The sequence below is a fragment of the Thalassovita autumnalis genome (assembly GCF_001458255.1).
GTDB classification, from domain to species: domain Bacteria; phylum Pseudomonadota; class Alphaproteobacteria; order Rhodobacterales; family Rhodobacteraceae; genus Thalassobius; species Thalassobius autumnalis.
Genome location: NZ_CYSB01000041.1, coordinates 223,426 through 245,072, shown reverse-complemented (window position 1 = coordinate 245,072; position 21,647 = coordinate 223,426). Strand labels below are relative to the sequence as shown.

Annotated in this window: 22 protein-coding genes; 12 read left to right on the top strand and 10 right to left on the bottom strand. The window is 56.7% G+C overall.

The window, feature by feature from the left end; translation table 11 throughout:
* Positions 1–23 precede the first annotated feature (23 nt).
* A complete protein-coding gene (locus tag TL5118_RS19695; RefSeq protein ID WP_058243560.1) occupies positions 24–1,271 on the bottom strand; it encodes a type II toxin-antitoxin system HipA family toxin in 1,248 nt (415 codons plus the stop codon).
* A complete protein-coding gene (locus TL5118_RS19690) occupies positions 1,264–1,599 on the bottom strand; it encodes a helix-turn-helix domain-containing protein (protein WP_038008806.1) in 336 nt (111 codons plus the stop codon). Before TL5118_RS19690 ends, TL5118_RS19695 begins: the two co-directional genes overlap by 8 nt.
* Positions 1,600–1,839: 240 nt before the next feature.
* On the opposite strand from TL5118_RS19690, the gene TL5118_RS19685 reads away from it, so the two are divergent.
* The 3 genes from TL5118_RS19685 to rsgA are packed head-to-tail and all read left to right on the top strand — an operon-like array spanning position 1,840 to position 4,659.
* Positions 1,840–3,009 (top strand): MerR family transcriptional regulator, encoded by a 1,170-nt coding sequence (locus TL5118_RS19685; RefSeq protein ID WP_058243561.1) that lies wholly within the window; start codon positions 1,840–1,842, stop codon positions 3,007–3,009.
* Between the two features lie 29 nt (positions 3,010–3,038).
* Positions 3,039–3,578: a GNAT family N-acetyltransferase gene (locus TL5118_RS19680; RefSeq protein WP_058243562.1), complete on the top strand. Its 540-nt coding sequence runs from the start codon at positions 3,039–3,041 to the stop codon at positions 3,576–3,578.
* A gap of 4 nt (positions 3,579–3,582) precedes the next feature.
* The gene (gene rsgA, locus TL5118_RS19675) at positions 3,583–4,659 is read left to right on the top strand and encodes a ribosome small subunit-dependent GTPase A (RefSeq protein ID WP_058243563.1); all 1,077 of its coding nucleotides are present in this window, start codon (positions 3,583–3,585) and stop codon (positions 4,657–4,659) included.
* A gap of 107 nt (positions 4,660–4,766) precedes the next feature.
* On the opposite strand, the gene TL5118_RS19670 is transcribed toward rsgA, so the two are convergent.
* The 5 genes from TL5118_RS19670 to TL5118_RS19650 all read right to left on the bottom strand — a co-directional run bounded on the left by TL5118_RS19670 (position 4,767) and on the right by TL5118_RS19650 (position 7,288).
* Complete coding sequence (locus TL5118_RS19670) at positions 4,767–5,375, bottom strand: hypothetical protein (protein ID WP_242601824.1); 609 nt, start codon at positions 5,373–5,375, stop codon at positions 4,767–4,769.
* A gap of 62 nt (positions 5,376–5,437) precedes the next feature.
* A complete protein-coding gene (locus tag TL5118_RS19665; protein ID WP_058243565.1) occupies positions 5,438–6,391 on the bottom strand; it encodes a helix-turn-helix domain-containing protein in 954 nt (317 codons plus the stop codon).
* On the bottom strand, positions 6,388–6,783 hold the full coding sequence (locus TL5118_RS19660) for a VRR-NUC domain-containing protein (RefSeq protein ID WP_058243566.1): 396 nt from the start codon (positions 6,781–6,783) through the stop codon (positions 6,388–6,390). The genes TL5118_RS19665 and TL5118_RS19660 overlap by 4 nt, the downstream gene beginning before the upstream one ends.
* A complete protein-coding gene (locus TL5118_RS19655) occupies positions 6,780–7,043 on the bottom strand; it encodes a hypothetical protein (protein WP_058243567.1) in 264 nt (87 codons plus the stop codon). The genes TL5118_RS19660 and TL5118_RS19655 overlap by 4 nt, the downstream gene beginning before the upstream one ends.
* Positions 7,040–7,288 (bottom strand): helix-turn-helix domain-containing protein, encoded by a 249-nt coding sequence (locus TL5118_RS19650; protein WP_058243568.1) that lies wholly within the window; start codon positions 7,286–7,288, stop codon positions 7,040–7,042. Before TL5118_RS19650 ends, TL5118_RS19655 begins: the two co-directional genes overlap by 4 nt.
* Positions 7,289–7,879: 591 nt before the next feature.
* Here TL5118_RS19650 and TL5118_RS19645 point away from each other — a divergent pair.
* Positions 7,880–9,145, top strand: a complete 1,266-nt coding sequence (locus tag TL5118_RS19645) for a tyrosine-type recombinase/integrase (RefSeq protein ID WP_058243641.1) — start codon at positions 7,880–7,882, stop codon at positions 9,143–9,145.
* Positions 9,146–9,158: 13 nt separating this feature from the next.
* On the opposite strand, the gene TL5118_RS19640 is transcribed toward TL5118_RS19645, so the two are convergent.
* A complete protein-coding gene (locus TL5118_RS19640) occupies positions 9,159–9,755 on the bottom strand; it encodes a hypothetical protein (RefSeq protein WP_058243569.1) in 597 nt (198 codons plus the stop codon).
* A gap of 237 nt (positions 9,756–9,992) precedes the next feature.
* On the opposite strand from TL5118_RS19640, the gene TL5118_RS19635 reads away from it, so the two are divergent.
* Entirely contained in the window at positions 9,993–10,985 is a 993-nt protein-coding gene (locus TL5118_RS19635) for a helix-turn-helix transcriptional regulator (RefSeq protein ID WP_165590071.1), read from the top strand.
* A 781-nt stretch (positions 10,986–11,766) separates the two neighbouring features.
* Here TL5118_RS19635 and TL5118_RS19630 read toward each other — a convergent pair.
* The gene (locus tag TL5118_RS19630; RefSeq protein ID WP_242601823.1) at positions 11,767–12,936 is read right to left on the bottom strand and encodes an alpha-hydroxy acid oxidase; all 1,170 of its coding nucleotides are present in this window, start codon (positions 12,934–12,936) and stop codon (positions 11,767–11,769) included.
* 68 nt (positions 12,937–13,004) lie between these two features.
* Entirely contained in the window at positions 13,005–14,222 is a 1,218-nt protein-coding gene (uxuA, locus tag TL5118_RS19625; protein WP_058243571.1) for a mannonate dehydratase, read from the bottom strand.
* Between the two features lie 131 nt (positions 14,223–14,353).
* On the opposite strand from uxuA, the gene TL5118_RS19620 reads away from it, so the two are divergent.
* From TL5118_RS19620 to TL5118_RS19590, 7 genes are all read left to right on the top strand, one after another.
* Positions 14,354–15,064, top strand: a complete 711-nt coding sequence (locus TL5118_RS19620) for a GntR family transcriptional regulator (RefSeq protein WP_058243572.1) — start codon at positions 14,354–14,356, stop codon at positions 15,062–15,064.
* Positions 15,065–15,090: 26 nt separating this feature from the next.
* Positions 15,091–16,068 (top strand): TRAP transporter substrate-binding protein, encoded by a 978-nt coding sequence (locus TL5118_RS19615; RefSeq protein WP_058243573.1) that lies wholly within the window; start codon positions 15,091–15,093, stop codon positions 16,066–16,068.
* Positions 16,069–16,141: 73 nt separating this feature from the next.
* Complete coding sequence (locus TL5118_RS19610) at positions 16,142–16,636, top strand: TRAP transporter small permease (protein WP_058243574.1); 495 nt, start codon at positions 16,142–16,144, stop codon at positions 16,634–16,636.
* A 1-nt stretch (position 16,637) separates the two neighbouring features.
* On the top strand, positions 16,638–17,915 hold the full coding sequence (locus tag TL5118_RS19605; RefSeq protein ID WP_058243575.1) for a TRAP transporter large permease: 1,278 nt from the start codon (positions 16,638–16,640) through the stop codon (positions 17,913–17,915).
* Between the two features lie 84 nt (positions 17,916–17,999).
* Positions 18,000–18,929, top strand: coding sequence for a sugar kinase (locus tag TL5118_RS19600; protein ID WP_058260820.1), 930 nt, complete (start codon positions 18,000–18,002; stop codon positions 18,927–18,929).
* Between the two features lie 29 nt (positions 18,930–18,958).
* Positions 18,959–20,005, top strand: coding sequence for an L-idonate 5-dehydrogenase (locus TL5118_RS19595; RefSeq protein ID WP_058243577.1), 1,047 nt, complete (start codon positions 18,959–18,961; stop codon positions 20,003–20,005).
* Positions 20,005–21,462 carry a mannitol dehydrogenase family protein gene (locus tag TL5118_RS19590; protein WP_058243578.1) on the top strand — a complete coding sequence of 486 codons (1,458 nt, stop codon included), beginning with the start codon at positions 20,005–20,007 and terminating at the stop codon, positions 21,460–21,462. Before TL5118_RS19595 ends, TL5118_RS19590 begins: the two co-directional genes overlap by 1 nt.
* Positions 21,463–21,647: the final 185 nt, after the last annotated feature.

Below are 21,647 nucleotides of genomic sequence, written 5' to 3'. Positions count from 1 at the left end.
GGAGCTGCCACCCGATGTTCTTGTCATAGCGCTAGCGCTCTTTTGAGGTCGTCGTGTTCGAAGGCACTTGCCATGCGCGTGATCTCGGCCGACCGGGCGCCAACGGCTTTAGCGGTATCGCGCCAGGTGGCTGTCACCGTGGCCACTTCTTTGATAATTTCACGGGCCTGCGGCAGCGTGAGAGCAAAATATTCCGCTGCAGCCTCGAGCAGATCTATGGAGCAAGTGCCCTCGTCCAGATCTATGTTTGTCGTAAGGACGCGCGCCTTCAGATCTGCTGGAACAGGGTTGAGGTCATAGGCGGGCGAAAGCGACCACCCTGTCTTCCCTAGCCACAGAAAGCCGTGGTTGCGCAGATGATCATCGACATTGGAGATCAGCACATTGAATGTCACCCGCCGGTAAAGTGCGTGCGCGTCTTTTTTTCCCTGCGCGCCATGACGAGCAATGGCGTCCACTATCTCTGGATAGCTGCCGCCCTCGCCGTCCTTCGCACCCAGCATCGCCATTGCAGATAGGAAGGGTATGCGGCGCTCGCCGTCTCTATCAAAGCGCCGTGACAGCATGACGGCCTTGCCTGCTACCTCGATTAGCGCGTGCTGTGGCGTATCTATGCCCGCTTGCTTGGCTAACCGCAGTGCAATCTCTTCCCAGGTCTCGATGCTGTAATCGTCGGTTTCCTTTGGAAACTTCGCGATAGCGAGGTGGCCATGTTGATCGATGACTGAGGCTTTCGGCCGCGCGCCACCGAGTGACGAGCCCGGAGCAAAAATCAGTTGGAGGTCTTCGTCTGTTTCTTCGTCGCGCAAGATGCGCTCGGTGATCTCAAGAAGGCGACCGAGCTCTATCAAGGCTGGCACGCCAGCACGGATCGGCGCTTCAAAGCGTTCTTCACCAACCCATCGGAAGCGAAGTGCACCTAGGCGCGTTTCGTCTGCGACGCCCAAGAGGTAATCGCTTTCAGTCAGAGTTCGGACGGCGCGGCATTCGCGAGCGGCAACTCGGCGCTCAGCGCGCTGCATCAGGCGTCGCCCCCATGTATCCGGTGCTGAATCAGTGAGGGATCCAAAGGTTACAAGACCAGCAGGAGGAGCGAAGGTGCCGCGCGTCAGAGCGAGAGCCGGTTCCAATGAGAAGCGGTCGGAGTCGTTTAGCCAGCTGCTGTCATATTCGAACAGGATCGTTTCCGTGCCGCGAACACGGTTGCTGCGCGCTAATCCGATTAGTCGAGCGCCGCCTTGGAGGTCGATATGCACCTCGAAATCAGCCATCCTGAGACGACCTCGTTGGGCGTTTGAGATGAACATGCTTGGGCAGATCGGCGCTGGCCAGTGCTTGTCCGACGCTGTCATTGCTTATGTCGGCCACTTGCCCCAGACCTTCGAGTAGGCCGAGGGCCTGCAAGACGCCAGCGTAGATGCCTATGCTCACATTGGTGTCGCCAGCTTCGACCCGTTGCAGGGTCGATCGGGATGTGAACGCACGTTCTGCGACGACTGCCATAGGCAGCTTTCGGCGGCGTCTGGCATCCTGGATGTCCGCGCCGAGCTTCCGAAGGGCGCGGCGCACGGCCGCTGGAGGGGTGTGTGGAGTGGGCATTTGTAACCTTGGCGCTTCATATTGCAGGTATATGTAGCACGAAGCTTACACAAATTCCAGTCCCGCTTTGGTTTTCAGGCGCTTGGCAGAGAAGTTGTCACGCGTTGCGACTGTCATACGAGAAGGTCGGGTAAAAGGACGAAGCTAACTCTCAGCTACATCAAACTTGACCTGTCTATAGCTTCACACCTTAGAAGGCACTCAACTTTTGTGATTCGATGTAGGCAGACGAGTTGGCGAATGTATCACATTTCTGAACTGGCAGAGAGCGTGGGCCTGTCACGCGCGACGCTGCTCTATTACGAGAAACTGGGGCTGCTGAAGGGCAAACGCCAAGCGAACGGCTATCGCGTCTACACCGACGCCGATCGACAGCGGCTGCGGCTGATGCAGCAACTGCAAGCGGGCGGGCTGAGCCTTCAGGAATGTCAGGCCTGCCTCGATGGCAAGCTCGACCGCGAGATGCTGGGACAGCGCCTCGAGACAGTGGAGCGCGAGATCGCCGAAAAGCGCAAGTCGCGCGACCTTCTGGCGGCTCTGCTCGGACAGTCGAGCCTTAAGGACTGGCACGAAGAGGTCGAGCGCGTCGCACCCGATCTGCACCGCGCTTGGCTCATGTCACAGGGGTTTTCCAGCGCGGAGGCCGGGCTGGTCGCGCTGGTGTCCAAGGACATGAACGCCCATGACGCCTACATGGCCGTGTTCATGGAGGTGTTCGCCGGTCTCGACTGGTGGGGCCCGGGAACGGCCGAGGCAACACGCCGCGCGCTGACACTGGTGCCTTTCGCGCCCGAGACGATCTTCGAGATCGGCTGCGGCCCCGGCATGGCGACGATGACGCTGGCCGAGGCGACACGCGCGAGGATCACGGCCACCGACACCGCCGAAGTCGCGCTCAACAAGCTAAGGTCGCGGATCGCTGTGGGAGGGTTCGCCGAGCGGATCGAAGTGCAGTGCGTCGACATGGCCGCAATTCCCGCCCCCGAGCATCCCTGGGATGTGATCTGGTCCGAGGGCAGCGCCTATGTCCTCGGCGTGGAAAAGGCGCTTGTGGACTGGCGGGCGCTCCTGCGCCCCGGTGGCGTTCTCGTGTTCTCCGACATGGTCTGGCGGACCGGCAAACCCGACGATGAGGTCCGCTCCTTCTGGGCCGCAGAATACCCCGTAATGGCGACGCCTTCGACGCGCGTCGCACAGGCAAAGCGCGCAGGCTACCGCGTCCTCGGCCATTTCGACATGGGCCGCGAGGCCATGGACACCTACTACCGCCCACTCGCCACGCGGCTTGAGGCCTTGGAGCCGGATCTCGCGGGGAGCCGTGTCCTAGACGACCTGCGCCGCGAGATCGCCGTGAATCAGGCCGGACGCGGGCAGTTCGGTTACGAGATGTTCGTGCTGGAACGGGCCTGACCCCACCAAGCACCAGAGAGGATAAAGAAATGGACTATTCGACGGACTACACCACCCACGCCGAGGCGATTGTGGAACTCTTCGCGTCGACCTTCACTGCCTCGGAGGGCACGGAGGAAGGCGCGCTGATCGGCGCCCTCGCACGCCGGCTGATCGCGGAGACGCCCGCCGGGGATCTGCGCGTGTTCACCGCTTGGGAGGACGGCACGCTTGTCGGCGGCATCTTCTTCACGCGCCTCACCTACGAGGGCGATCCGCGCACGGTCTTCATGATGGCCCCCGTGGCCGTGGCAACGGCACATCAGGGCAAGGGCATCGGGCAACGGCTGATCGCCCACGGTCTCGACGCGCTCCGGCAAGAGGGCGTGGACATCGCGGTCACCTACGGCGATCCCGCGTTCTACGGTCGTGTCGGGTTCGAGCCCGTCTCGGAGGCCGATCTTCCTGCGCCGCAGCCACTGAACCAGCCGCAGGGCTGGATCGCCCAGTCCCTGACCGAGGCGCCGCTGACGCCGCTACGCGGCCCTGCCCGCTGCGTCGCGGCCTTCGACGACCCCGCGCTCTGGTAGGCCTATGGTCCGCGACTACTCCGCCTTCCTGCCGGGTGGCAAACCACCAAGGCGAGAACCCACGGCCCTTGAGGGGCTGGGCTGGGGCCCGGCCTTCGCAAGCCAGATCGACGCCGGTGCATTGACCGAAACGCCGCCAGTCCGCGTCGTGGCCGTGCATCGCAGCGGGTTGCAGGTGGTGGGCGACGGCATCGACGAGACGATCCCTCCGGGGCCCGAAGCGACGGTCGGCGACTGGCTGCTCTACGATCGCGCGCGCCCCCGGTCGAGCCGCGTGCTGGAGCGCAAGAGCCTCATCAAGCGCCGCGCACCGGGCACGGGCCGCGAGGTGCAGCTGATCGCGGCGAACATCGATACGGTGTTCGTCGTCACCTCCTGCAACCAGGATTTCAACGTGGCGCGGCTGGAGCGCTATGTCGCGCTGGCCTTCGAGGCCGGGATCGAGCCGGTGATCGTGCTGACCAAGGCGGACCTCGCCGAAGACCCCACGCCCTATGTCGAAGAGGCGCGGAAGGTATCGGACCGCGTGCCCGTCGTGGCGCTCGACGCTCGCGGCGAAGAACCGACGGCGGCGCTGGCCGACTGGTGCAAACCAGGAAGGACGGTCGCTTTCCTCGGCTCCTCTGGCGTGGGCAAGTCGACCCTCACCAACGCGCTCCTCGGCACTCAGGCCATCGCCACACAGGGCATCCGCGAGGACGACGCGAGGGGCCGGCACACCACGACCCGGCGCGAGCTGCACGCCACCCCCGGCGGCTGCCTCGTCCTCGACACGCCGGGCATGCGCGAGCTTCAACTGACCGACGCCGCCGCGGGCATCGCCGACGTGTTCGAGGATATCGAGGCGCTGGCCGCCAAGTGCCGCTTCGCCGACTGCCGGCATGAGACCGAACCCGGATGCGCCGTCCAAACCGTCATCGAGAATGACAGCCTCGACCCCGCGCGCCTCGCCCGCTGGCGTAAACTGCAGGCTGAGGACGCTTTCAACTCATCCAGTCTTGCGGAACGCCGCGAAAAGGATCGTGCGTTTGGCAAACTGGTGCGCAGCGCGGTGAAAGCGAAAGCGGATCGAGATAGATAGTTCCAATTGGTACCACTCTGGGTCGCTGAGGTTTCGAAGCTGACTTACCGAAGCCAGCAGTTCATCCAGATCAGTTGAATTTAATGTCAGCCGCAAAAATATGGTCGTCACTTAGTTTCCCAAGGCCTGGCCTTCGGTGTCAGGCTTGTCACATTGATGTCCTTTAACATGCCGCCGGCGGCGAGCCCATCTCGGGTCCAGACTAGCGCTCGCCACCATTCAGCGTATGCACGCCGCGCCGCCTCAATTTGCCTGGCATCCGGCCGAAACATCACCGGACAGGCCCGAACCTCCACGGTCCGCCACTTGCCGCGCGACAGCACACGCTCGGTGCCCACCACCACGGTCGTTGCATGATCCCCATGACGGTTGCGCTTCATCTCGACCGGCACGCAGCGCGGTACAGCCCCTGGCATCCAATCGGGCGTAAGCCCAGCGCGAGCGAGTTCAGCCACGCGGATCGCCATGCGCTTACCGCCGAGGTTGTCGGGTATCCCGGCAACGGTCGCAGCGATCACTTCGGCATCCTCGTGGGTGTAGGTGCCCATCTTGTACTGGCCGCCATCGATTTTGCAGCCCAGCGCCGCCCGCTGCATGAGCACGTATTCGAGACCGAAGCCAAATCCTTGACCACGTTCTGGATCGGGTGGCTCAGGCAGTTCCAGCTGCGCATGCTCAACGCGAAACGCCCATTCCAGCGCCTGCTGCACGGACATAACGCGTTTCGGCCGCCCGTGACCAGCTTGCCGTGACGAGCTGTGTAGATTGCGATCGTGTTTCATCGGATACCTCGTTCGCGCAGGCGCTCGACCGTCACGAGGCCCCGGGCCAGCATGGCATCGCGCATGGAGTTGGAGATTGCGCTGACGGGAAGGTAGCGATCGGAGTTGACCATCTCGGCGTAGAATACGGGCAAGTCGGTGATTGGTCGGGTTTCCGACGTCGCTGGCTTGCGGGCTTTGCGCCGACCCCGGGATTTTTCATCCGCCTTGCGTTGGGCCGCGCGCTGCATGATGCGATCCAAGCCCTTGGGGCCATCTGGCGGCTCGGGGTGTTCCTGCCGGGACGCTGCCGCCGCCTCGAGGATATCCTTCTCGGTCAGTCCGAGGTCCGTTTGCCAGCGCCGAACATGCTCTCGGGGTGGCCAACCCTGCCACCAGCCTGGGAGAGGCCCGTCAGGGTCAAAGCCAAGCGCTGCCAACAGCGATCCGAAAAACTCTTCATCGACGATTTCGCGCGCTTGCGCGTCCTCCTCCTCCTTTACTGGTTTACTTAAAGGTTCCCTTACAGGGTTAGTCTCCGAATTTCGGAGATGGCTTTGGCGATTTTTCGGAGATGGGCCCGCCTCAAATTCGGAGTTGGCTCCGTCTCCGAATTCTGGACACGGCTCGGTGTCATTTTCCCAGTCTATGCCATCCTGCCCATCTCCGATTTCTGGAGATGGCTCTTGTGGGTCGATCATTTCAAACCCCAAGATGTAGCGTGTGGCTTGGCGGCGTTTGGTGCGATGATCCTGGCACTGAATGCGTCGAATGAGCCCGAGAACTTCCAGCTTCTTGAGGTGATCGTTGAGCGAAGAGATCGACATTTCCGCGTCCTCGGCCAGACGGGCTTGTGTCGGGAAACAGCCAAAGTCTGGGTTGTGACGATCGCACAGATGCCAGAGGACGATCTTCGTCGCAGGCTTGAGTCCACGCTGCTGAATGGCCCAGTTTGTGGCGGCATGGCTCATGGTGCGACCCTCCCAGATGGAGAGGCTACACGCGTTGTGAACCCGTGGTCTGCCAAGGCGCCCAGCGCGTCATCAAGCGAACGCACCAGCACCCAGCCAAAGCCCTGCGCGGTGACCGCATCACGAAATGCCTCCTGCGCTGGGCTCAGCCGTCCTTTGAGGGATTTCAGCTCGAGGAAGAGCACGCGCCCAGCGCATACAACCACTAAATCGGCAAAACCGGGATGGACGCCCATGCCGACAAGTATCGCCTGCCGCTTTGCGCCACGCGGGCCTGCCTCAGTCACCTCATTGGCACAGTGATGGATGATGGCGCCCTTGGGGAGGGCAAAGCGCAGCGCGGTCACGACAGCGCGCTGCAGATCTGCCTCGGGTGTTCCGCGTCGCTTCATGAGCGGCCCTCCCGATCTGGCGCGGGCAGCCGCCCCGGCGTTTTGGCATCGAGTACGACAAGCAGGATGCGGGCATCCTCGCGCTCTTCGGGTGTTTCACCATGCTGGACCAACACATTGCAGGCGAGCCGAACGAGATAGTCGGAATGGTGAACCATATCGGCGACCACCATGCGCGCTTCGCGCCGACGCTCCTTAATCCACTCCTGGCGTACACGGTCCCGGGCGCTGGGCTTGCGAAAGGGAAGGGGGAGGCTCATCGGCGTGACCCCGCACGGCGTGGCGCAGGAGCTTCCTGCAGCATCAGCCATTCCTGCACGGCATCACGACGGTAATAGATTTTTCGGCCGGCGCGCACGCAGGGTGGGCCGAAGCGGATCTTTTCCCAGCGGTGCAGGGTTTCGACGGTGACCCCGAGCTCAAGGGCGAGGTCGAGGCGGCTGATCCAACCGCTCATCACGCGCTGAGGGCTACTGGATCGGGGGGCAGTTCCAATGTCTGGCATCTAGGTTCTCCTGAGTTTGGCCCGGCACGGGCAGAGTTCAGGTGTTCAGAAGCGCAGAGCGGAAAGGGTGGCGGGAAGGCGGAGACCGGCGGTGATGCGCCAAATGGCTGCCGGTCATTGATATCATTGAGGTTTTACGTTTTTGGCGCCGGTCGAGTTTGCGGCGCAGGGCGTTGCAGAAGCCGAGCAAATTGGCTGGAGAAGAGTCGTGACGGCCTAAAATCGGCCACTTTACAAGATTTCGCCGTGTTTCAGCGGGTTTTACGGGCGTTCAAAGGTATTCGCCCAACCGGCAAGGGGTCTGGACCCTTGCCGGTCATTGATTTTAAACGGAATTTACAAAATCAGGCCCAGTTTTAGGAGTAAGATGGCCTTCAGTGCGCGCTTTCGGGCGCGAGATCGAGACCGCTGGCCCACAGATTCGCCCAGCGCGATGAACGCTCCCCGGTAATTTCTCCCATTTTTTCAACGACCGGCAGGGTTTTGGCGCATCACCGCCGGTCACCGCCTGTATGCCGCCCAAAGCCCCATGCTTCGCTTGATAAGCCTGCGCATCTACGCCTGTGTCATGCGCATCAAGGAGGTATGAATATGGTCAACCGATTGCGATTAAATGATAAAACCGTGCGCGAGCAGATCCCGGAAGAGGATCGGGCGTATCAGGTCTTCGATACCGAGATACGTGGGCTTTCCATCCGCGTAATGCCCTCGGGCGAGCGGTCCTTCGTGATGGATTACCGCTTTGCCGGGCGGCAGCGCCGCATGGCGATTGGGCGCTGGCCTGAATGGAGCGTCACAGCTGCCCGGGAGCGGGCCCGCGAACTACGCCGGCTGATTGACGAGGGCACAGATCCGATGGAGGAACGCGATACGCTGCGTGAGGCGCCTCGCTTCAAGGACATGATCGAGCGGTATTTGATCGAGCATGCCTCAACCCTGACGCCCCTAAGTGCGTCCGATCATAAATCCTTCCTGACCAAATTGGTCGCACCGCATTGGGGCAACAAGCTGGTCACGGAGATCACGCCACATGATGTGACAAAGCTTTTGAACCTGATTGCAGAAGGCAGGGCGAGGCCATCGAAGGCGAAGCCCAACAATCGTGCGCGCAAGCTGCAGGGGCGCAAGCCCACGCCCGTGCGCGCCAATCGCGTGGGTGAGGTGCTGCGTAAGATGTTCAATCTCGCCATCCAATGGGGCTGGCGCACGGACAATCCGGCCGCGGGCTTTAAGAAACGTGTCGAGACAGCGCGCGAACGGTTCCTCTCCCATGAGGAAATCGGCCGGCTGGCCGAAGTGCTGGATGCGGCCGAGGATCAACGCGCCGCGGGCATCATCCGCATCTGCATGCTGACAGGCGCCCGCGTGGGGGAGGTGCGACAGGCGCAGTTCGAGCAGTTCAATCTGGAGCTTGGAATTTGGTCGAAGCCCGCGGCGACCACCAAGCAGCGCAAAATCCACCGGGTGCCGATCTCAGCTGACGTCGCGGCGATCGTGCGCCGGCGGGCGCTTGTTGTACCCAAGGGCAACCCGTGGCTGTTCCCGGGCGATGTGCCGGGCCAACCTGTCAAGGAAATCCGCCGGTTTTGGGTGAAGGTGCAGCGCGAGGCAGACCTGCCGGATGTGCGGATCCATGACCTGCGTCATACGTTCGCCTCGCTCTTGGTCAGCGGCGGCGCTTCGCTGGAAATGATCGGTAAGTTGCTTGGCCACAGCCAAATGCAGACAACGCTGCGTTATGCGCATTTGATGGACTCGCCGCTGCGCGCCGGGGTCGATGCCGTGGCCGGCATGTTCCGGCCACGCCCGAAGATTGTGCATGACGCGGATGCCGAGAAAGAGGCCAAGCGGGCCTAAAAGCTGGGGCCGCTTACTTCTCGCCGCGCATGGCGCGCCAGAAGGGGCGCAAGCGACGGCGAATTGTGCTTTCGTCGGGGATCTCCCCGTTCTCGGCCACATCGGCGAACCAGTCCTGAAGATAACCTATCAGTTCGGCCTGGGTCTCTGGAATGCCATGTTCGTGGACGCGCTTCAGCAGGGCCACATACATGCCTTCCCAGTCGTAGGGCGAGAGGGCGCCGGTGCCGCCGCCAATGCGGCGCAGCAGGTCATATTCGTCTTCGAACCGAAGCACGTCCTGACCGGTGATCAACAGGTCCGCGATGGACACCTCGACCCCATCCGCGGGCTCGGTGACGTAGCACCACTCCTCGGAATGCTCGGGCTTGATACGCTGCAGCTTGATGACCGTGGGGCCGGTTCCGCTGCGGCGGAAGAGGGGCAGCATGTCCATCGGCGAGATCGTGATCTTGCCAGAGACCTTCTCGTCGCCGCAGATCGCGAGAGAAACCCCTGTGACGATGTCCAGTTTGCCTTCGGTGGCCCAGCCGCCAATGTCGGCGATGGTGCAGCCCCATCGGGATGCGGTTTCGTGCAGGGTGAAGAATGCTCTTTGAGGTAGTGCCATGTGGGCTCCAGTTCTGATGTCGAGGTAAGACAGCGGGCGGCCTGGCAAGTTGCTGACGCCGCCCAAGTGGCAGCGAGGCAGAAACTCCGGGGTGCAGGCCGCATGAAGCTGCACCCCCGCACTCACGCTCATGCGGCGACTGCCAAATTCTCCAATCGATCGGCATCCTTAGGACGAATCGTCCTCTCTCGGGTTATAACCCAGGCACTACGTCAAGAACTGTCGGGGATACGCGCCATGTCGTTCCAAAAGGCACAAGACCTGTTGAAGCTCGCAGGCATGTCCGCCAGCCGGCACGGAGGGATCACTGTAAAGGAGGTCGCAGAGGCATTCAGCGTGAATGAACGGACCGCCCAGCGCATGATTGCTGCCCTGAAAGATGTCTTTCCAAGTATCTCCCATCAGACGGACAACGAGCGCCGCCGACGGTGGAAGCTGCGCGACACCAGCATGCTCGGCATGCAGGGGCTTTACCGCCGCGAACTCGTCGCACTCGAGGCCAGTATCACGCGGGCTGAGCGGGAGGGTGCGGATATGGAGGTGGAGGCGCTACGGTCGCTGCGAGACCGCTTGGTGGCAACATTGCCGTCAGCGCAGGCCCGAAGCATGGAGGTGGATGCTGAGGCGATCCTCGAGGCAAAAGGCTATGCCTGCCGCCCTGGCCCAAAGGTCAAAATCTCTCCGGCTGTGCTAAACATCGTCTCGGCTGCCCTGAGAGGGCCGTTCCGGCTCATCATCCGATACCAGGGTGCGCAGGATGCCAAACCGCGCAAGCGTTTGATCGAGCCCTATGGGATCCTGCTCGGCACGCGGCATTACTTGATTGCCCGTGATACCGCCAAAGATGCCAACCTGCGGCGCTTCCGCTTGGATCGCATCGAAAAGGCCGAGATCACCAATGACTGGTTCGAAAAGGACAGGGACTTCGATCTTGAGGCCTATGCCGCCCGATCGTTCGGGTCGTTTCACTCAGACGACGAGTTCAGCCGGGTCGTGTGGCGGTTCAGCCCAGCGGCCGCGGCTACGGCCCGGGAGTTTGAATTCCATCCCAAGCAAGACATGATCGACTTGGAGGATGGCGGGTTGCTGGTCAGCTTCGAGGCCAGCGGGCTGGTGGAGATGGCCTGGCATTTGGCCAAATGGGGGAGGGAGGTTGAGGTGCTTGAGCCTCGGGAGCTGCGTGAGACGGTAGCAGGATACCGGAATGCTTCCGTTCACGTATTGCCATGATGCAGGGTCTACCACGGTCCGCGAAGGAGCTTCTATACTCGATGATGAGGGCGGAAAGCGGTCTTTCGCTGCAATCGACTCGAATGTCGGCGGTGCGGGACTTTTCTGCCTTTTGCTTACGCAGCTATTGCTGGCGCAGAAAGTGTTCGCAGCGGTAGCACGAGAATTGCGGCGTTGCAGCAGGTTTCCTGATTGCGGTCATTCAGACGCGCAGAATTCAGCAGAATCCAAACCGTACTTTCGCAGCACCTGTGGCTGACGATCAAGTTGGGGGACCTTGTTGACTTTAGCCTCAAGGGCAGCTTTCAATGTGGGTCTTGCACTTCGAAAAGTTAGCACCGGCTTTGTCTAAATTTTGGATTAGTGAGTTCCGACTGTAAATAGGTTTCTTGAGAAGACTGTGACGACACCTACAAGAACGACAAAGCATAAGGCCGATTGTAATCCAAACAGTTGTGCAAACGCGCCAATGGCTGGGGGACCAACAAGGAACGCTGAGTTTCCGTGCGTCGAAGGCTTGCATTCTGAGATCTCGGACGGCGTTTGCGGAGCGGCGGCGGGCCGGGGTCGAGAAACAATATTTGATGGCCGATTAGCATGTCACAATCCGCTTCAAACCATCCTCGCAGCAGACGCCATCGCACGGCAGATCACGGGGCGTGCCACTGTACCCTTAACTTCAATATGTCCACTGGGTCCCGCTTTGGTCTATAACGCAGCAGCTTCAATACGTCTTCGTCCGAATGTCGTTTCCGTACCATCACAACTCCCCCTCTCTTGATCAGTTTACTGGCACAGTATTAGGGGGGTAGGACAGTAGCACGTGTGGTCCGATTCCTTGGTTCTTCACCGATCCGGTAAATGCCATAGTTAGCTCAAGTTCGTTTTTTATGAGCGAAAGAGCTTCCGTGACACCAGTTTTTCCTTTCGCCCCCAAGCCGAAGGTGAAGGCGCGGCCAATCATGGCAGCATCAGCACCAAGTGCGCGGGCCCGTAAAACGTCCTGGCCTGAACGCACACCACTATCAAGAAGAACTTCGGCGGCGCCCTGAACGCTGTCGGTGATGGCTGGCAACATCGAAATTGTAGACGGAGCGCCATCCATTTGCCGTCCTCCATGGTTTGACACAATGATGGCGTCGGCGCCGACTTCCACAGCGCGCGATGCGTCCGCAGGGTCCAGAATGCCTTTTAGAACAAGTTTTCCGTCCCATTCGTCACGAATTCTTGAAAGTTTGTTCCAGTCCAATGCCTGATCAAAGTTTTTGTTCACCCATTCGACAAGCAAGGACATATCATCAAGGCCTTTCACATGTCCGACAAGATTCCCAAAACTGCGCCGCTTGGTTTTCAGCATATTCAGACCCCACCGCCAGCGCGTGGCCATGTCTAGAATGGTTGCCGCCGACAGGGCTGGCGGAACGGACATGCCATTTTTCAGATCCCGGTTGCGTTGCCCCTGAACCTGAAGATCCAACGTCACGACCAGGGTTGATACCCCTGCGTCTCTCGCGCGTTGCATCAAATCGCGCATAAAATCCAGATCGCGCATGACATAAAGCTGAAACCAAAATGGTTTTGACGTGTTGCGAGCGACATCTTCCAACGAACAAATTGACATCGTCGACAACGTGAATGGTACGCCGAATTCCTCGGCTGCTTGGGCCGCAAGAATTTCCCCATCACCATGCTGCATTCCGAGCAGGCCGACAGGAGAGAGTGCCAGCGGAATCGTTGCCTTCTCTCCCAAGATGGTTGCTTCGGTTGAACGGTTGGAGATGTCTACCCCCACGCGCTGTCTGAACTGCAAGTCCTCAAAATCGCTCAGATTGCGCTTTAGGGTGCTTTCTGTCCAGGCGCCAGACGTTACATATTCTTGAAAGACCCTTGGCACGCGGCGGGCATAGGCGCGTTCAAGGTCTTCTATGTTGGTGATTGTTCGTTCAGACACTGTGTTCTTCCTTCGTCTTGACCTTCAACAATGATCTCTTTGGTGAACCTGAGGTTTTCAAACAAAGATCAATGGAATCCGGAGCTTTGGCTGGATGTGCCATCAGCCGAAAGCGCCGCGATAATGCCGCGCAACTCGGCGAGGCCTTTAAGGCGTCCGACCGCGGGGTAACCGGGTTGCGCATCCGTTTGCAGGTCGGTCAAAATGTCCTGACCGTGATCGGGGCGAAACGGAATGTCGCTATCTTTTCTTCCCTCATCTTTTCGCCGCTTTTCTTCATTCAAAAGAGCAGAGACAACGGCAACCATATCTGACGACCCTTCAAGGTGGGCGGCTTCATGGAAACTGTTAGGGATGGCATTGCTTTCGCGCTGCACATTTCTCAGATGTGCGAAATGAATCTTTGAACCGAGCCGCTCGACCATCCCAACCAGGTCATTTGATTCGCGGACACCCAATGACCCAGTGCAAAATGTGATCCCATTGGACGGTGAGTCGATGGCGGTAACCAAGGCCGTGTAATCCGCCTCGGTCGACATAATCCGAGGTAACCCCAAGAGTGGAAATGGTGGATCATCCGGATGGCAGCACATCCGAATACCCAGGTCTTCGGCTACGGGAATGACTTCGCTTAAGAAGTCGATCTGATGCTGGCGCAACCGATCTGCGCTCATATCTTTGTAAAGCTCAAGCTGTTCTCTCAACGTTTCAACAGAATAGCCTTCTTCGGAGCCTGGCAGGCCGCAGATTATGTTGTTTACCAACCCGGCTTTGTCTTTGTCAGACATCTGCTGGTGACGTATGCGCGCCTCTGCCACTATGTCTTTGTCATAGTCGCCTTCTGCGCCGTCTCGCATAAGCAGAAAGACATCGAAAACCGCAAAGTCACATACGTCAAAGCGCATGCAGCGCGCAGCATCCGGCAATGCGAAACGAAGATCCGTACGGGTCCAGTCCAGCACCGGCATAAAGTTATAACAAACGGTTTCGATACCGGAGGCGGCGATGTTTTGCAGACTGGCCTTGTAGCTTGAAATATGATCAGCCCAATCGCCCGACTGCTGTTTGATGTCCTCAGAAACCGGCAAACTTTCGACGACGTCCCATGTCAGGCCACTCGCGTTTGCACTGATCTGGGCTTGTCGCTCCTGAATTGCACGCAAACTCCAAACGACGCCGTTGGGTATCTCATGCAAGGCAGAGACAATACCCGTCGCTCCGGCTTGCCGTGCATTTTCCAGCGATACTTTATCCACCGGGCCGAACCAACGCCATGTTTGCTTCATTTTATACCATCCGTTCTGTATTGCTTTTCTCTGGTGTTGGCATCGTGAACCCCCACATCGCAATAGAAATGTTAACAGAGTGTTGACTTGTATGGAAGTATGATAGTATGAAAAATGCAGGAGGAGACAGGATGCTGTTGGATTTGAATGATTGGCGACTAAATCCGCGAAAGGCCGTTGCGCCACAATTGCGCGTTATCTTGCGAAGCCGCATTGTTCGAAACCAGCTAAAGCCATCAAGCAGATTATCCGAGTCCGATCTCGCCAAAGAATACCAAGTCAGCCGACAGCCGGTGCGAGAAGCCTTCATTACGCTTGAGCATGAGGGACTGTTGGAAATCCGCCCGCAACGCGGGACATTTGTAAAGCCAATCGATGTGAACTCAGTTCTTGGTGGTCGATTTGTAAGGGAAGCCTTTGAGGCAGACGTTGTTCACAACTTGGCCCAAACCCCGGATACGTCGCTGATAAAAGAGTTGCGTTCTCAGCTAAAAGAGCAGGCGGCGATCGCAGACGTAAATCCAGCGAAATTTATCGAATTGGACGAGGTATTTCATGAAACCCTGGCAATCGCAGCTGGGATTGAACAGGCATGGGGATATCTTGAGGCCGTCAAGGCCCAGATGGACCGCGTTCGTTTCATTTCGTTTGTCGAATTTCCAATCCACACCTTGATCGCACAGCATGGTCAGATTGTAGATAAAATTGAAGAAGGTGACGCCGATGCCGCCGAGCGCAGCATGCGACGCCACCTAAAAGAAATCCTGAATTCCCTGCCAAGAATCCAGCAGCTGTATCCACAGTATTTCGCTGGAGGAGGTGGCAAGGTGAATGATCCGTAAGCCTTAATTATCTGGAGGAGAAATCTATGAGGCTCTTTAAATCACTTAAATCCGTTGCGCTGGCGACTTGTTTCGCTGCAATCAGCACTTCGGCTTCATTTGCACAAGAAATGACCCTGAAACTGGGCCATTTGGCAAATGAGCAAAATGCGTGGCATTTGGCGGCAGTAAAATTTGGCGAAGAGCTAAGCGCTCTGACAGATGGCCGGATTGCCGTTGAAGTGTTCCCAAATGAATCGCTGGGCAAAGAAATTGACCTCATCAATGGCATGCAGCTTGGTACCGTTGACATGACAATCACCGGCGAAAGTCTGCAAAACTGGGCTCCCTTGGCCGCGTTGCTTGCGGTTCCTTACGCCTACAAATCGCTTGATCACATGGATGAAGTTGCGTCTGGCGAAATCGGCGACGACATCCGTGATCAGATTATTGCAAATGCGCAGATCCGTCCAATCGCATTCTTCGCGCGTGGGCCTCGCAACCTGACTTCGCAGCGACCGATCGCGTCCCCTGCTGATCTGAACGGTATGAAAATGCGCGTTCCAAACGTACCTCTGTTTGTTGATGTCTGGAGTGCTCTTGGTGCAGCTCCAACACCTATGGCTTTCTCTGAAGTGTTCACCTCGCTACAAAGCGGCGTAATCGAAGGTCAGGAAAACCCGCTGGCTCTGATCCGCTCCGCGACGTTCAACGAAGTTCAGGGTTATGTAAATCTTACTGAGCATGTGCGTTCCTGGATCTACCTGACAATCGCAGAATCCACCTGGCAAGAGCTCTCTGCAGAAGATCAGGAAGCTGTCATGAAAGCGGCTGCCGTTGCTCAAGAATATGAGCGTGGCCTGTTACTGACCAGCCTGGCAGAAGACCGTGACTACCTCGAAGGAAAAGGAATGGAATTCGTCGAAGTCGACGGCGCTGCCTTCCAAGCCGCAGCAAAAGAGGCTGTTCTCGCGAATGTAAGCGACGAAATTCGACCGATCGTAGAAGGTTTGTTCTCGGAATAATCTGAAAAGTTTACTCCCTGGGGGGCTGCGGCATTTCGGTTCTGCGGCCTCCCGAATGAGAAAGGGGACCAACATGAAACGCATCGAGAACATAACAGTAGCGATCTGCAGTATTGGCGTAGGCATTGCCTTTATGGTTTTGATGGCTGCCGTACTTACCCAGGTCGTTGGGCGAACTTTGGCGTCTTCACCGGTTTGGACAGAAGAACTCACAAGAATTGCAATGCTGTTTGTGGTCGCTTTCGGCGCTGGCTTGTCATTTCGAAGTGGTGATCTGGTAAACGTCGATATCGTTTGTGATGCTTTGCCAGGGAATTGGCCGCGCAGGCTAAGGCTGTGTTCTGCCGCAGTGACATTCATTCTTTGCGCAATCTTGATTCCCCCGGCATGGAAGTACGTCTCGATCGGAAAACTTCAGACTTCTCCGGCTTTGGGACTACGTATGGACTACATCCACTTGTCTGTTTGGTTACTGCTCGTTGTTCTCGCGGTTTTTTCGCTTCTCCGCGTTGTTTCTATGATCATCGCTGATGACAGCAGCGTCCCTGCAAACCGAATGGAGCAATAAGATGGGTTTGTTGATTTTGATATCAGTTTTCGTGATCGGCTTGGTGGTGGGACTCCCCGTCGCTGTCACGCTTGGTTTGAGCTCTTTGTGCTACTTATTTGTGATGGATATTCCGGCCGTCGTAATGCCACAAAAGATGTATGCGGGAATGGACGTTTTTGTTCTCCTAAGCATTCCAGGGTTTATTTTGGCTGGAAACCTGATGAACCAAGGTGGCATCACAGAGCGTATTATTCGGTTTGCAAATGCGTTGGTCGGTTGGATACGAGGTGGCCTTGGTCTTACCAATGTTGGCGCCTCGATGCTCTTTGGAGGGATCACAGGTACCGCCGTGGCAGACGCTGCCTCTATTGGAGGCGTCATGATCCCCGGAATGAAAAAGGCAGGCTACCCTGCCGCTTTTTCAGCGGCGGTAACTGCGGCTTCGTCAACCGTTGGCCCGATCATTCCACCAAGCGTTCCCATGATTATCGTTGGGGCGCTGTCAGGTATTTCTGTTGGAAAAATGTTCTTGGCAGGCGCAATTCCAGGCATTTTGATGGGTGTTTCCATGATGGTAACCACTTATATCATTGCGCGTCGTGGAAATTTTCCCAAGCAACCCTGGCAGGGCTTCCGCGAGATTGGGAAATCCTTCACAAGCGCATTTTGGGCTCTGGCGATGACTGGCTTAATTCTATACGGGCTGTTGAGCGGCATCGCGACGCCGACAGAAACAGCTATCGTCGCCAGCGTCTATGCAATGAGTGTTGGCTTGTTTGTCTATCGCGAACTGCCAATCCGAAAAGTACCCAAAATCGTTGTCGAGAGCGCCGTAGCCGCTTCCGGAATTCTGGCGCTGGTCGGCTTTGCAAATGTCTTTGGCTGGATACTGGTTTCGGAACGCATTCCACAGATGATTGCATCGGCAGTTCTGTCGTTTACAGACAATAAGTTTGTCGTCATCTTAATCATTAACATCCTTCTGCTGTTCGTGGGGATGTTCATGGAAACAATCGCAGCATTGATCATTCTGTTTGTGCCGCTTTTGAGCCTTGCAACCGCTGTAGGAATAGACCCGCTTCATTTTGCAACATTTGCTGTTCTGAATTTGATGATCGGTCTTACGACACCACCTTTGGGCGTTTGCCTGTTTGTCTGCGCGGGGATTGCGAGGTTGCCTTTGACCCCTGTGGTGATCGCAATCATGCCGTTCATCATCACCAACATTCTGGTGCTGTTGCTCGTTTCCTACGTGCCTCCGATTGCAACCTGGTTGCCTTCGGTCCTTCTTCCGTAGTGGGCAGCAACATATGAAATGATGTGCGGCGATGCGAACACTTCGGACCGCCGCACCGCATCCAACCTTACCATGAGATCAAAGATGGCCAATCCCCTAAATGTCGCCTGTTTCGGTGAAGTGATGATCGAACTGATGTTCGAAGAACTGCCAGGCGCAACAGAAGCCAATATTGCAGGAGACACGTTCAACACAGCGGTCTACCTTCGTCGCGTTTTGCCCGGTGAACACAAAGTGGATTACGTCACTGCACTTGGCGAGGATCATCTGTCCGGCAAAATGCTTGATGCGATCGAAAAGCACGGATTGGGAGGAACGCGGATCAGACGGGTTCCTGCGAAGCTACCTGGCGTTTACTCAATCACTTTAGATGATCAAGGAGAACGCAGTTTCAGCTATTGGAGATCTGACTCAGCGGCACGCCAGATGTTTGAAACGAATGATGGTCCCGACTTTTCGATACTGGACGGGTATGATGTTGTTTACACGTCGGGCATTTCTCTGGCCATTTTGCCTGACGCAACCCGACTGGCTTTTTTTGATTGGCTGCAGCAGTTCAAGCGGCGGGGTGGCGTGTTCGCCTTCGATTCAAACTATCGGCCGGCCCTATGGGAAAGTCGTGAACTTGCGGCTGAGCGAACGCATACTGCCTGGACATTGTGTGACATCGCGTTGCCTTCGCTGGACGACGAAATGGCACTTTACGGTGAAACAGAAAAACAGGTAATTGCACGCTTTCAGCACTATAATTATTCCTCAGGCGCGATCAAAAGAGGCGCCCGTGCGCCGATTTTACTGGGTCAATTCAAGCCAAAAGAGTTCTCGTTTCCAGTTGTGTCGGAAGTTGCCGATACAACTGCAGCCGGTGATAGCTTTGATGGAGGCTTTCTCGGCACGTTTCTAAGCTATGCAGACACCGGCAAGGCAGCCCTTTCGGGACATCAGCTTGCAAGTGCAGTCATTCAATCAAAAGGCGCGATTGTGCCAACCCCGTCTGACCTTTCGGTCGCGTAAACTACAACGAACTAATCAGGACCAAAACAATGCTAAACCGCGTTTGCACACTACTCGAAAAAGGTAAGCTCGAGATTCAAACCCAGATGCTTGAGGGTCCAGACGATTCATCCGTTGTGGTTGAAATGAAGCGTGGCGGCATATGCGGCACCGATCTTCACTATTATCAAGACGGAGGCATCGGCACGATCCGCGTGTCTGAACCGATCATTCTGGGCCATGAAATTTCTGGTGTCGTTCGTGAATTGGGTTCTTCAGTTACATCACTCAGTGTCGGCGACAAAGTCGCGATAAACCCGAGCCTGCCTTGCAACAACTGCGCGTATTGCCGTGAGGATTTACATCAACACTGCACCGACCTGAAGTTTACAGGCTCCGCAAAAACAAAGCCGCATATTGATGGTGGTTTTCGAAACTTCATGGTGGCGAAAGCGTCGCAATGTCATCGTGTTGAAGACCACGTGACCTTTGCAGAGGCTGCATGTGCAGAGCCTTTGGCGGTGTGCCTGCACGCCGCTGCGCAGGTCGAAGACCTCAAGGGTAAATCCGTTCTCGTTACTGGGTCTGGTCCGATCGGGGCCTTGTGTGTGGCCGTCGCAGCCACGCAAGGCGCGAAGCATATTGTTGTGACTGACCTTTCTGACTTTACGCTCGCCGTGGCAAAACAAATGGGCTCAACTTTTGAAGTTAACGTCGCTAAATCCTCCGCTCTGCTGAGCGCATTTGTAGAACGGGAAGGTCAGTTTGACGTTGCTTTCGAGTGTTCCGCCGCGAAGGCTGCAATTGCAACTGCGATCGACCACGTGAAACCGCGTGGCACAATTGTTCTCGTCGGATCTGCCGGTGAGACTGCGTTTCCGCTCAATGTCATTGTCGGAAAAGAGTTGAATTTCAAAGGCACTTTCCGATTTCATCATGAATTTGCACAAGCCGTGAAATATTTGAACGACAAAGCACTGAATGTTGCACCTCTGATCACCCAAACCTTCCCGCTTGAAGACGCTGAAAAAGCGATGCATGCGGCGGCGGACCGGGGTTCTGCGATGAAAGTGCAACTGATGCTGGATCAGGACTGATGGTTCAGAATTCGCAAAGCAAGGTGCCGGAACTTCTCGACAACAACAGTGTCAAAAACTTGCCAGCGGACGTCTTGCAGCCAGCGTATGACAGAGCTCAGGTAACGAATGGCATTGTACATCTTGGGGTGGGTAATTTTCACCGGGGCCATCAAGCAGTTTATACTGACGATGTGCTTGGTCGTGGCGACCTGTCATGGGGAATAGTCGGTGTTTCGCTGCGGTCGCCGCGAATAAAGAACACTCTTTCCAGCCAGGACTATCTCTACAGTGTGAACTGTCGCGAGAACGACAAAGAGCGCTTTAGGGTCATCGGTTCGATCTCGGAAGTGATCTGCGCCCCGGAAGATCCAGCGCGTGTCCTCGAGGAACTCTGCCGCCCCGAGGTGAAAATTGTTACGCTGACGATTACCGAAAAAGGATATGTCTGGCCGGAAGATCAGTCACCTGATTGGACCCCTTCAAACTTTGAACAGTCAAGCGCCTCCGCGCTTCTTTACATTGTGGAAGCGCTGTATACGCGCCAGAAACGCCGCCTTCCGTTGTTCACATTGTTAAGCTGCGACAATCTCGTGTCAAACGGGAAAACGCTTAAATCTGCGGTGATCAAGCTTGCGCAAAGAAAAGATGCCAGGTTTGCAGCAGAGCTTGCCAGTTCATTGGCCTGCCCGTGCTCAATGGTTGACCGTATTGTACCTGCGACCTCAGAGGCGGATATTTCTGCCGCAACAAAGAAACTGGCACTTCAAGATCAAGCTGCAATTGTAACCGAACCATTTAGCCAGTGGGTCATCGAAGATGATTTCCCTCAAGGGCGCCCGGATTGGTCTCTCTCTGACGGGGTTAGCTTCGTCACAGATGTCGTGCCCTACGAAGAAATGAAGCTGCGCCTCTTGAATGGAGCGCACACATTCATCGCGCTATATGGCGAACTTACGGGGCGAACCTATGTAAATGAAGTCATGCAATCCAAAGACGCCGTTGCCTTTCTCCAACGGTATTGGCGAAATACAATCAGATCTCTTCGCGTGGACGGTGACCTGAACCACTATGTTGAAAAACTGACCGAGCGTTTCAAGAACGAAAGCCTGCTTCACAAAACGTCTCAGATTGTCAGCGATACATCGCAGAAACTTCCACAACGTATCATCGAGCCGTGGAACGCGTTGAATAACATCGGAGGTGAAACCAGCTTACATAGCGTAATTTTTGCAATGTGGGTTGAGTATCTCAGAGGGGCCGAATTGGTCGACGACCCGCTTGAATCTGTTTTAGTCCCGCTTGCCCGTGAGGGTGATTATGCAAAAATCATCAAGGAAGTGCCGGCGATAATGATGCAACTGCAAGATAATATAAGAGCCATCGAAGAGTTGGTAAGCTGTTGCGATACACTGCATGTTTCGGGAATAGAAAAAGTTGTTTCAGAAGTACTCAAGGATTACGAACCAATTGTTTGACGAGTTTTCGAAACCTTTGATGGCTGTCTGGACTACCATGCGTTTTCGCCAAGGATGTAGAGCATCGCCAGATTCAGTGTGATATTTTCCTGATAGTATTGGAAGTGACGCACGATTCAATTCTCGGTACGTTTTTGTGACACGGACCAACTCGATAATTACTGTCTCTGTATCCTAATTAACCA

Excerpts from the sequence above, each read along its gene's own strand:
- TL5118_RS19695 (WP_058243560.1), bottom strand. The coding sequence starts at position 1,271 with ATGGCTGATTTCGAGGTGCATATCGACCTCCAAGGCGGCGCTCGACTA.
- TL5118_RS19690 (WP_038008806.1), bottom strand. The coding sequence starts at position 1,599 with ATGCCCACTCCACACACCCCTCCAGCGGCCGTGCGCCGCGCCCTTCGG.
- TL5118_RS19685 (WP_058243561.1), top strand. The coding sequence starts at position 1,840 with ATGTATCACATTTCTGAACTGGCAGAGAGCGTGGGCCTGTCACGCGCG.
- TL5118_RS19680 (WP_058243562.1), top strand. The coding sequence starts at position 3,039 with ATGGACTATTCGACGGACTACACCACCCACGCCGAGGCGATTGTGGAA.
- rsgA (WP_058243563.1), top strand. The coding sequence starts at position 3,583 with ATGGTCCGCGACTACTCCGCCTTCCTGCCGGGTGGCAAACCACCAAGG.
- TL5118_RS19670 (WP_242601824.1), bottom strand. The coding sequence starts at position 5,375 with ATGTCCGTGCAGCAGGCGCTGGAATGGGCGTTTCGCGTTGAGCATGCG.
- TL5118_RS19665 (WP_058243565.1), bottom strand. The coding sequence starts at position 6,391 with ATGAGCCATGCCGCCACAAACTGGGCCATTCAGCAGCGTGGACTCAAG.
- TL5118_RS19660 (WP_058243566.1), bottom strand. The coding sequence starts at position 6,783 with ATGAAGCGACGCGGAACACCCGAGGCAGATCTGCAGCGCGCTGTCGTG.
- TL5118_RS19655 (WP_058243567.1), bottom strand. The coding sequence starts at position 7,043 with ATGAGCCTCCCCCTTCCCTTTCGCAAGCCCAGCGCCCGGGACCGTGTA.
- TL5118_RS19650 (WP_058243568.1), bottom strand. The coding sequence starts at position 7,288 with ATGCCAGACATTGGAACTGCCCCCCGATCCAGTAGCCCTCAGCGCGTG.
- TL5118_RS19645 (WP_058243641.1), top strand. The coding sequence starts at position 7,880 with ATGGTCAACCGATTGCGATTAAATGATAAAACCGTGCGCGAGCAGATC.
- TL5118_RS19640 (WP_058243569.1), bottom strand. The coding sequence starts at position 9,755 with ATGGCACTACCTCAAAGAGCATTCTTCACCCTGCACGAAACCGCATCC.
- TL5118_RS19635 (WP_165590071.1), top strand. The coding sequence starts at position 9,993 with ATGTCGTTCCAAAAGGCACAAGACCTGTTGAAGCTCGCAGGCATGTCC.
- uxuA (WP_058243571.1), bottom strand. The coding sequence starts at position 14,222 with ATGAAGCAAACATGGCGTTGGTTCGGCCCGGTGGATAAAGTATCGCTG.
- TL5118_RS19620 (WP_058243572.1), top strand. The coding sequence starts at position 14,354 with ATGCTGTTGGATTTGAATGATTGGCGACTAAATCCGCGAAAGGCCGTT.
- TL5118_RS19615 (WP_058243573.1), top strand. The coding sequence starts at position 15,091 with ATGAGGCTCTTTAAATCACTTAAATCCGTTGCGCTGGCGACTTGTTTC.
- TL5118_RS19610 (WP_058243574.1), top strand. The coding sequence starts at position 16,142 with ATGAAACGCATCGAGAACATAACAGTAGCGATCTGCAGTATTGGCGTA.
- TL5118_RS19605 (WP_058243575.1), top strand. The coding sequence starts at position 16,638 with ATGGGTTTGTTGATTTTGATATCAGTTTTCGTGATCGGCTTGGTGGTG.
- TL5118_RS19600 (WP_058260820.1), top strand. The coding sequence starts at position 18,000 with ATGGCCAATCCCCTAAATGTCGCCTGTTTCGGTGAAGTGATGATCGAA.
- TL5118_RS19595 (WP_058243577.1), top strand. The coding sequence starts at position 18,959 with ATGCTAAACCGCGTTTGCACACTACTCGAAAAAGGTAAGCTCGAGATT.
- TL5118_RS19590 (WP_058243578.1), top strand. The coding sequence starts at position 20,005 with ATGGTTCAGAATTCGCAAAGCAAGGTGCCGGAACTTCTCGACAACAAC.